This window comes from Pseudomonas sp. B14(2022) (assembly GCF_012030485.1).
Lineage (GTDB): Bacteria > Pseudomonadota > Gammaproteobacteria > Pseudomonadales > Pseudomonadaceae > Aquipseudomonas.
This window is the reverse complement of sequence record NZ_JAAUVM010000030.1, coordinates 53125-62161: the sequence shown is the minus strand read 5'-3', so window position 1 is coordinate 62161 and position 9037 is coordinate 53125. Positions and strand designations below refer to the sequence as shown.

The 9037-nt window shown below is 61.8% G+C and carries 8 protein-coding genes; 1 reads left to right on the top strand and 7 read right to left on the bottom strand.

From position 1 onward, the window contains the following. Nucleotides 1-295: 295 nt before the first annotated feature. The 7 genes from HCF10_RS28600 to HCF10_RS28570 all read right to left on the bottom strand — a co-directional run bounded on the left by HCF10_RS28600 (nucleotide 296) and on the right by HCF10_RS28570 (nucleotide 7152). Nucleotides 296-1915, bottom strand: coding sequence for a methyl-accepting chemotaxis protein (locus HCF10_RS28600; RefSeq protein ID WP_167656883.1), 1620 nt, complete (start codon nucleotides 1913-1915; stop codon nucleotides 296-298). A 68-nt stretch (nucleotides 1916-1983) separates the two neighbouring features. Beyond that, on the bottom strand, nucleotides 1984-2679 hold the full coding sequence (locus HCF10_RS28595) for an anaerobic ribonucleoside-triphosphate reductase activating protein (protein WP_131699969.1): 696 nt from the start codon (nucleotides 2677-2679) through the stop codon (nucleotides 1984-1986). Next, nucleotides 2676-2831 carry an anaerobic ribonucleoside-triphosphate reductase gene (nrdD, locus tag HCF10_RS31735; protein WP_027607168.1) on the bottom strand — a complete coding sequence of 52 codons (156 nt, stop codon included), beginning with the start codon at nucleotides 2829-2831 and terminating at the stop codon, nucleotides 2676-2678. Before nrdD ends, HCF10_RS28595 begins: the two co-directional genes overlap by 4 nt. 31 nt (nucleotides 2832-2862) lie before the next feature. Beyond that, nucleotides 2863-4863 carry a ribonucleoside triphosphate reductase gene (locus HCF10_RS28585; RefSeq protein ID WP_131699968.1) on the bottom strand — a complete coding sequence of 667 codons (2001 nt, stop codon included), beginning with the start codon at nucleotides 4861-4863 and terminating at the stop codon, nucleotides 2863-2865. Between the two features lie 706 nt (nucleotides 4864-5569). Further along, a complete protein-coding gene (locus HCF10_RS28580; protein ID WP_306100955.1) occupies nucleotides 5570-5776 on the bottom strand; it encodes a cytochrome C oxidase subunit IV family protein in 207 nt (68 codons plus the stop codon). A 43-nt stretch (nucleotides 5777-5819) separates the two neighbouring features. After that, entirely contained in the window at nucleotides 5820-6392 is a 573-nt protein-coding gene (locus HCF10_RS28575) for a cytochrome c oxidase subunit 3 (protein ID WP_167656882.1), read from the bottom strand. Then, a complete protein-coding gene (locus tag HCF10_RS28570; RefSeq protein ID WP_167656881.1) occupies nucleotides 6376-7152 on the bottom strand; it encodes a CbbQ/NirQ/NorQ/GpvN family protein in 777 nt (258 codons plus the stop codon). The genes HCF10_RS28575 and HCF10_RS28570 overlap by 17 nt, the downstream gene beginning before the upstream one ends. 300 nt (nucleotides 7153-7452) lie before the next feature. Between HCF10_RS28570 and nirS the strand changes: the two genes are divergently transcribed. Continuing rightward, complete coding sequence (gene nirS / locus HCF10_RS28565) at nucleotides 7453-9021, top strand: nitrite reductase (protein WP_237683199.1); 1569 nt, start codon at nucleotides 7453-7455, stop codon at nucleotides 9019-9021. Nucleotides 9022-9037: the final 16 nt, after the last annotated feature.

Sequence of the window (9037 nt, the reverse complement as noted above, 5' to 3'; positions counted from 1 at the left end):
GGGTTTTACAACGCGGTACGGCTGCACTCGGCGCTGGGATACAGCTCACCTAATGACTACGCAAAGCAACTGAAGCAAACTGCTTAACACTCGCTTCATGGCGTACGTTTTGAGGGAACAAGTCCATTGGTTACTTTTGGCGCTCTTCCAAAAGTGACCCGCTGTAAGAGCGGAACCCTAAGTGGCCGTGACCGCAGCAACGGATATGTACTCAATCAAATCCAACGACATGGTCGGCCCGAAGGCCGCCACGGAAACAAGCCCCCTCCCACAGTTTTGACCGCACCAGCCGAAGTTACACCTTGAACCGCGCCACCGTCTGATGCAGCGTCCCCGCCATCCCGGCCAGGTCGTGCCCTGCCGTTTCGGTGTGTATCGCGCCCTGCAACACCTGCTGCGACAGGTTGCGAATGCCCACCAGGTTGCGATCCACTTCCCGCGCCACCAATGCCTGTTCTTCGGTGGCGCTGGCAATCATCATATTGCGTTCGTTGATCTGCGAGATCGACCGGGTGATTTCGCCCAGCGCCTCTCCCGAGCGTTGCGCCACGTTCAAGGTCGCCTGTACCCGTTCACTGCTGCTGTGCATGGCGGCCACGGCGTGTTCGGTGTCCTGGCGGATATTGCCGATCATCTGCTCGATCTCCTGGGTCGAGGTCTGGGTGCGATGGGCCAGTGCGCGCACTTCATCGGCGACTACCGCAAAACCTCGCCCGGCATCCCCGGCGCGGGCCGCTTCGATGGCCGCGTTCAACGCCAGCAGGTTGGTCTGGTCGGCAATGCTGCGGATCACTTCGAGCACGCTGCTGATGTCTTGCACGCGGCCGGCCAGTTGCTGGATACGCTCCGAGGTTTCCACCACACCGGTGGCCAAGGTGTTGATCGACGCCACGGTTTCCTGCACCTGCGCCTGTCCACGCTGGGCGGTCTGCTCCGACAGGCGCGAGGCTTCGCTGGTGCTCACGGCATTGCGTGCCACTTCGTCGACGGCGGCAGTCATTTCATTCACCGCGGTGGCGGCCTGTTCGATTTCCTGGCCCTGCAACTGCAGGCTGCTGCTGGTCTGGCTGCTGACCGCGCTCAACTCTTCCGACGAACTGGCCACGCCGTCCACCGACGCCGCGATATGCCGGACCATCTGGTTAAGGTTCTGCTGCATCTGATGCAGATTGCGCATCACACTGCCGTCGATACTGTTGCCCAACGGCACCTCGATGGTCAGGTCACCCTCGGCGATGTGGCTCAACACCCGCGCCACCTCATCCGGCTCGCCGCCCAGCGGCCGGGTGACGCTGCGCGTGACGATCACCGCCGCCGCCACCACCAGGGCCAGGCACAGCAGGAACAGCCCGAGCATATTGCGTCGGGCCTCGTCATAGAGGATTTGCGCGGCCTGCTCGCGTTCGGCGAACAGCCTTCCTTGCATGGCCATCAACGCATCCAGGCTCTTGAACACTTCCAACTCGGCGGGCATCACCTGTTGCTTGAGCTGGGCCAGGCCCTGCTCGCGCGCGCCCTGTCGGATCAGCGCCTGCACCTGGGTGAAGGCCGCCACGTAGGCCTCACGGTGGGTTTTCAAGGTGGCATAGGCCGCCTTGCCTTCAGCGGTGTCGAGCAGCGGTTCAAGGGTAGCGAACGCCTGAGTGATGCGTTCGCGCGTGGTGCCGATGGAGGCCTGGGCCTGTTGGTTGTCCTGGTCGATCAGCAGGTCGCGGGTGTTGCGCCCGTTATCGCGCACCCCGGTGGCAATCACCATGATCGGCGCGATCCTGGGCCAGTCCTGCTGCACGATCTGCTCGGATTGCTGCTTGAGGGTTGCCAGGTCGTGAAGGGCGTAAAACACCAAGCCGGCCAGCGCCAACGGCGCAATCGCGAAACCGATGACAATGCGTTGTGCCGTGGTTAATTGCTTCATTGTGCTATTCCCTGATGAAAACCTGCCCGTCATGGGCAGCATCTATAAAAATCCGCTGAGGGCACGCATCACCCTCGCAATACAAAAGCAGGAAACAATTCGCGCAATCGGCCCCATAACTCCGGCAATGCGGCCTGTGCCGGTGAGCTCGACAATTGCGCATCGAGCATGCTGGCCGTGCGCACCATTTGCACCGCAAAGCGTTGCACACCGTTGGCTTGCAAACGCTGGGCCAGCAACAACAACCGAGGGGGGTCGATCAAATGCCAATGCACCGTGGTGCGGCACTCGTATTCCACACCGCTGGCCAACAGGGTGTCGAGGCTGCGCCAGTTGGCGGCACCGCTGTTCCTGACCTGGGTAATCAACTGGCAATCCTCGGCCAGCGCCTTGACGTCAAAACCGACCCAGTCGGCATGGCGCAACGCATTGGCAAATCCTGCCGGCTTGATCCCGGCACTGTGCAGGCCGACGCGAAAACCCATCGCCCGCACTTCATCCATGGCCGCCGGCAAGCCTTCTTGCAAGGTCGGCTCGCCACCACTGAACACCACGGCGTCGAGCAAGTCCTTGCGCCGCTGCAAAAACAGCAACACCCGGCGCCAATCCACCTCCGTGCTGCCGCGCGGTGGGATCAGGTCCGGGTTGTGGCAGTAACGACAGCGCCAGGCACAGCCCTGGCAAAACAGCACACAGGCGAGCATGCCGGGGTAGTCGAGGGTGGTCAGGGGCACCAGGCCCCCGACCCGTAGCGCTCGACTCATTGGCGCCCGGCCACGGCGGCCGTTTCAGTGAAATGCACCCGTTCCTTGTGCTCGGATTGTTTGCCGGGATTGAACGCCGACACGGGCCGGTGATAGCCCATCACCCGGGTCCAGACTTCGCAGCGCTGACGTTGTGGCTGGGATGTTTGCATGGTGAATCTCCTTGCGGGTTGGAAGATCGGTTCAATGCGCAGCGGCAAGTGCCAGCACTTCATCGCACTTGGGACAGAACTCATGCTCACCGGCGAGGTAGCCGTGCACCGGGCAGATCGAGAACGTCGGGGTGATCGTCAGGTACGGCAGGCGGAAACGCCCCAACGCCTTGCGCACCAATTGCTTGCAGGCCTGGGCCGAGGAAATCTGCTCGGCCATGTACAGGTGCAACACGGTGCCGCCGGTGTATTTGCATTGCAGTTCGTCTTGCAGCTCCAGGGCTTCGAAGGGGTCTTGGGTAAAGCCCACCGGCAATTGCGAGGAGTTGGTGTAGTACGGCGCGACGTCGCTGCCGGCCTGCAGGATGTCCGGATAGCGCTTGCGGTCTTCCTTGGCGAAGCGGTAGGTGGTGCCTTCCGCCGGCGTGGCTTCGAGGTTGTAGAGGTGGCCGGTGTCTTCCTGGAAGCGCAGCAAGGTGGCGCGTACATGGTCGAGCAGCTTGAGGGCAAACGCGCGGCCCTCTTCGGTGTGCATGCCCTGCGCGTCGCCGGTGAAATTGCGCAGCATCTCGTGCATGCCGTTGAGGCCGATGGTGGAGAAGTGATTGCGCAAGGTGCCGAGGTAACGCTTGGTGTACGGGTACAAGCCGGCGTCCATATGGTGCTGGATCACCTTGCGCTTGACCTCCAGGCTTTCCATGGCCATGTCCATCAGGCTGTCCAGGCGTTGCAACAGGCCTGAGGTGTCGCCCTTGAACAGGTAACCCAGGCGCGCGCAGTTGATCGTCACCACGCCGAGGCTGCCGGTCTGCTCCGCCGAACCGAACAACCCCCCGCCGCGCTTGAGCAGCTCGCGCACGTCCAGTTGCAGGCGGCAGCACATCGAGCGCACCTGGTTGGGTTGCATATCGGAATTGAGGAAGTTCTGGAAATACGGCAGGCCGTAGCGCGCGGTCATCTCGAACAGGCGGTCGGCGTTCTCGCTGTCCCAAGGGAAATCGTGGGTAATGTTGTAGGTGGGAATCGGGAAGGTGAACACCCGGCCCTTGGCATCGCCGGCCTGCATCACTTCGATATAGGCGCGGTTGATCAGCTCCATTTCCGCTTGCAGGTCGCCATAGGCAAACGGCATTTCCTCACCACCGATCACCGGCACCTGCTCGCGCAGATCTTCCGGGCACACCCAGTCGAAAGTCAGGTTGGTAAACGGCGTCTGGGTGCCCCAGCGCGACGGTACGTTGAGGTTGTAGATAAACTCCTGCACCGCCTGGCGCACCTCGGCGTAGCTCAGTTGATCCTTGCGCACATAGGGCGCCAGGTAGGTATCGAACGAACTGAACGCCTGGGCGCCGGCCCATTCGTTTTGCAGGGTGCCGAGGAAGTTGACCATCTGCCCCAGGGCGCTGCTCAAGTGCTTGGGCGGCCCCGCTTCAACACGGCCCGGCACACCATTGAGGCCTTCGTGCAGCAGTGAACGCAGCGACCAGCCGGCGCAATAACCGGCGAGCATGTCCAGGTCATGGATATGCAAATCCGCCTCGCGGTGCGCGCGGCCGATCTGCTGGCTGTAGACCTCGTCGAGCCAATAGTTGGCAGTGACCTTGCCCGACACGTTCAACACCAGCCCACCCAGGGAGTAGCCCTGGTTGGCATTGGCTTGCACGCGCCAGTCTTCGCGGTCGAGGTATTCGTTCATCGAGGTGGCGACTTCCACCAGGGTCTTGCGGTCGCGACGCAGGCGGCCGTGTTGTTCGCGGTAGACGATATAGGCGCGCATGGAGAGGAAGTAGCCGGCGTCCATCAGTACGCGTTCGACGCTGTCCTGGATTTGTTCGACGTCCAAGTGTTCGATGCCCCTCAGGCGGGCCAGGACGGCGCCCAGTAACAGGTCGACGTCGGCCTCCTGGTACTCGCCGGTTGCGGTGCCGGCGGCGGTCAGGGCGTGGTGGATTTTTTCGGCGTTGAAGGGGACCAGGCTGCCGTCGCGTTTGTGTAGGCGGGTGCTGACCAACGGGGTGAGCGTGTTTTGCATTTTCCGGGCTCCAGGCACTACATATAGATGTTTTTAGGCTTTAAGACACAAGATGCAGTGAGGTTACGGAGAATGGGGTGGGGATCCCTTGATCGGGGTCAAGGTTTTTTGATTGGGGGTATATCCGTTATTTGGGTAACGGCGGCTTAGGGTTCCGCCCTTACGGCGGGTCACTTTTGGAAAAGAGCCGGAATGCCGGCCCAGCCCAAAGTAACCAAAGGGGCTCTTGCCCCAACACTCGGCACCTCGCCTAGGCTCGGTGTGCCCGAACGCAGGCTTGAATCCGTGGGCCGCCGTCATGGGCCATCCTTGGCCCAGGACGGCTAACCCGGCGTCCTGCCGGGTTACCCACGGATTCAAGCCTGCGTTCGGCCAGCGTGTTTGACGGGGCGCCCAGGATCAAGATCAAAAGCCAGAGCAAAAGCAGAGCAAAAGCAGAGCAAAAGCAGAGCAAAAGCAGAGCAAAAGCAGGCTGAGGCCTACCTGCTGGATGGAGATCCAAATGTGGGAGGGGCGGTGCGACGATTCGACTTGCCCCCGATGAGGGAGTGTCAGTTGATGGATTTGGTACTGACCCACTGCAATCGGGGGCAAGCCCCCTCCCACATTTACCGAGTACACCAGACCCAACTCCGGTCGGTTCTAAGGCCGCCGCGGCTTGGCTTTTGATCTGGAGTGAGGGCATACCGAGCCTCGTAAGCAGCCGCTACGCAAATAACGGATATGTACTCAGTAAAGCGACCACAACCACCCCCCACCCCAGCATCAAAAATCTCCACAACCATGGCCCACGCCGCAACGCCATAAACCCATCCACAATCACCCACCCCTTGACCACCGCCAGCAACAACACCCCCCACCACAACCCGGATGCCCCCGTCAGCACAGTGCCAACGCTCAGCACCACCAACATCAGCCAACACAGGATCAGCGTCTGGGAACCCGTCATACACACCTCAGCGAATCACATAGACCAGCGGAAACAGCACCACCCACACCAGATCCACCATGTGCCAATACAGCACCCCGGATTCCAACCCGCTCAAGCCCGGCACCCGGTAAGCCCGCTGCCAACAGCGCAACGCCAGCCACCCCAGAATCACCATCCCCAGCAGCACATGCAGGAAATGAAACCCCGTGAGTATCCAGTACAAGGTAAAAAACGTGCTGTGCTCCAGTCCCAGTCCGGCAGCGCCCAGGTGAGCGTACTCGGTGAGTTTGATCGCCACATACACCAGCGCCACCAACAACGCCCCCATCAACAAGCAAGCGCCCCGACGCGAATGCCCCAAACGCACCTGCTGCACAGCCAACGCTGCCAACAAGCCTGCGGTCAGCAGGCTCAAGGTCATCGCCAACCCCGTCGAGGTATCCAGCTGTGCGCGCCCTTCGGCAAACAGCTCGGGCTTGAGCACCTGGGTCACGGCAAATGCCAGGATCAGGATCGCAAACACCGACAGTTCAGCGAGGATGAAGAACCACATTGCCAGGTCGCCTGGCAGGCGGCGCGGTTCAGGCAAAGTGCACATCCACCACGTCCATCAGCGCGGCGACGGTCTGCGGGTCGTCGCTCAAGGGTTCGGCCAGGCAGGCCAGACAGGCTTCGCGCGGGTGCATTCCGGCGCCGATCAAGCGGGCGGTGAAGATCAGCAGCCGCGTCGAAGCCACCTCCTCTAGGTCATGCTGATCAAGCCGACGCAACGCCTGGCCCAGGCGCACGACCTGGGCGGCCAGCGCTGAATCCACACCGGCCTCACGGGCAACGATGCGTTCCTCGTCGGCCACTGGCGGGTAACCAAAACGCATCGCTACAAAGCGCTGGCGCGTGCTGGGTTTCATGCCCTTGAGCAGGTTCTGGTAGCCGGGGTTGTACGACACCACCAGCATGAACGACGACGGCGCCTTGAGCACTTCGCCGGTGCGTTCCAGGAACAGTTCGCGGCGCTCATCGGCAATCGGGTGCAGCACCACGGCGGTGTCCTGGCGCGCTTCGACGACTTCGTCGAGGTAGCAGATCCCGCCTTCGCGCACGGCGCGGGTCAGCGGGCCGTCCTGCCACCAGGTGCCGTCGGTACCGATCAGGTGGCGGCCGAGCAAGTCGGCGGCGCTGAGGTCGTCGTGGCAGGCCACGGTGTACAGCGGCAGGTTCAGGCGGTGCGCCATGTGTTGCACGAAGCGCGTCTTGCCACAGCCCGTGGGGCCTTTGATCAGCACCGGCAGGTGGTGGCGCCAGGCGTGTTCGAACAGCTGCTGTTCGTTGTCCTGCGGTTGGTAGAAGGGCTCGGTCATTACGCGTACTCGCAACGGGTTCGGCCCCCACGCTAAGGGCCCCTGCGACAACCTGGCAAGCACGTGCAACGGCAAACTTGATCGCCGTCAAGCGAGCATTGCGTCGCTGCAACATAGTCTTGCCTGGCACTAAGAACCTGCGCTCTACCCAGCCTTCGCCGGGCATCGCAAAGGTCTTGCCTGAGGAGATATGGAATGCTGACTCGCAACAGAAAACCCTGGGTCCTGAGTCTTGCCAGCCTGAGCTGCGCCCTGGCCCTCGCATTGCCCATCAACGCCCATGGCGACGCGCCGGCCGGGATGGTGAAAAGCCCCGGCGCGCCGGACATCAGCCAGGCTGAGTTCGACGCCTCCAAGCAGATTTACTTCGAACGCTGCGCCGGCTGCCACGGTGTGTTGCGCAAAGGCGCCACCGGCAAGCCGCTGACACCGGACATCACCCAGGCCCGTGGCCAAGCTTATCTGGAAGCGCTGATCACCTATGGCTCCCCGGCCGGCATGCCCAACTGGGGCACGTCCAACGCGCTGACCAAGGCGCAGATCACCAGCATGGCCACCTTCATCCAGCACACCGCGCCCACCCCGCCGGAATGGGGCATGGCCGAAACCCTCAAGACCTGGAAAGTGCTGGTCAAGCCCGAAGACCGGCCGAAAAAACAACTGAACACGCTCAACCTGCAGAACCTGTTCTCGGTCACCCTGCGCGACGACGGCAAGATCGCCCTGGTGGACGGCGACACCAAGCAGATCATCAAGCTGATCGACACCGGTTACGCCGTGCATATCTCGCGTATTTCCGCGTCTGGCCGCTACCTGCTGGTGATCGGCCGCGATGCCAAGATCGACATGATCGACCTGTGGCCCCTGGAGCCGACCAAAGTCGCCGAGATCAAGGTGGGCATCGAGGCCCGCTCGGTGGAGACTTCGAAGTTCAAGGGCTATGAAGACAAGTACGCGATTGCCGGTTCCTACTGGCCGCCGCAGTTCACCATCATGGATGGCGAAACCCTGGAACCCAGGCAGATCGTGTCCACGCGGGGCATGACCGTCGATAAGCAGGAATACCACCCCGAACCCCGCGTGGCGGCAATCATCGCCTCCCACGAGTGGCCGGAGTTCATCGTCAATATCAAGGAAACCGGCAAGGTGATGCTGGTCAATTACCAGGACATCAAGAACCTCACCATCACCACCATCGACGCCGCGCCGTTCCTGCATGACGGCGGCTGGGACAGCACCCACCGCTACTTCATGACTGCCGCGAACAACTCCAACAAGGTCGCGGTGATCGACTCCAAGGAGCGCAAGCTCACCGCGTTGGTAGAGGTCGGCAAGACCCCGCACCCTGGCCGTGGCGCCAACTTCAATCACCCAAAATATGGGCCGGTATGGGCCACCAGCCACCTGGGCGACGGCGGTATTTCGGTGATCGGCACCGACCCGGTCAAGCACCCGCAATACGCCTGGAAACAGGTGGAATCCCTCAAGGGCCAGGGCGGCGGTTCGCTGTTTATCAAGACCCACCCCAACTCCCATCACCTGTACGTCGACACCACCCTCAACCCCGACGCCAAGCTCAGCCAGTCGGTGGCGGTGTTCGACATCAACCAGCTGGACAAGGGCTACACCGTGCTGCCGATTGCCGAGTATTCGGGCATCAAGCAAGGCGCGCTGCGGGTGGTGCAACCGGAATACAACAAGGCCGGTGACGAGGTGTGGTTCTCGGTGTGGAACGGCCAGACCGAAGAGTCGGCGCTGGTGGTGATCGATGACAAGACCTTGAAGCTCAAGCAAGTGATCCGCGACAAGCGCCTGATCACGCCGACTGGGAAATTCAACGTCTACAACACCCAACACGACATTTATTGAGCCCCATCAACACGAG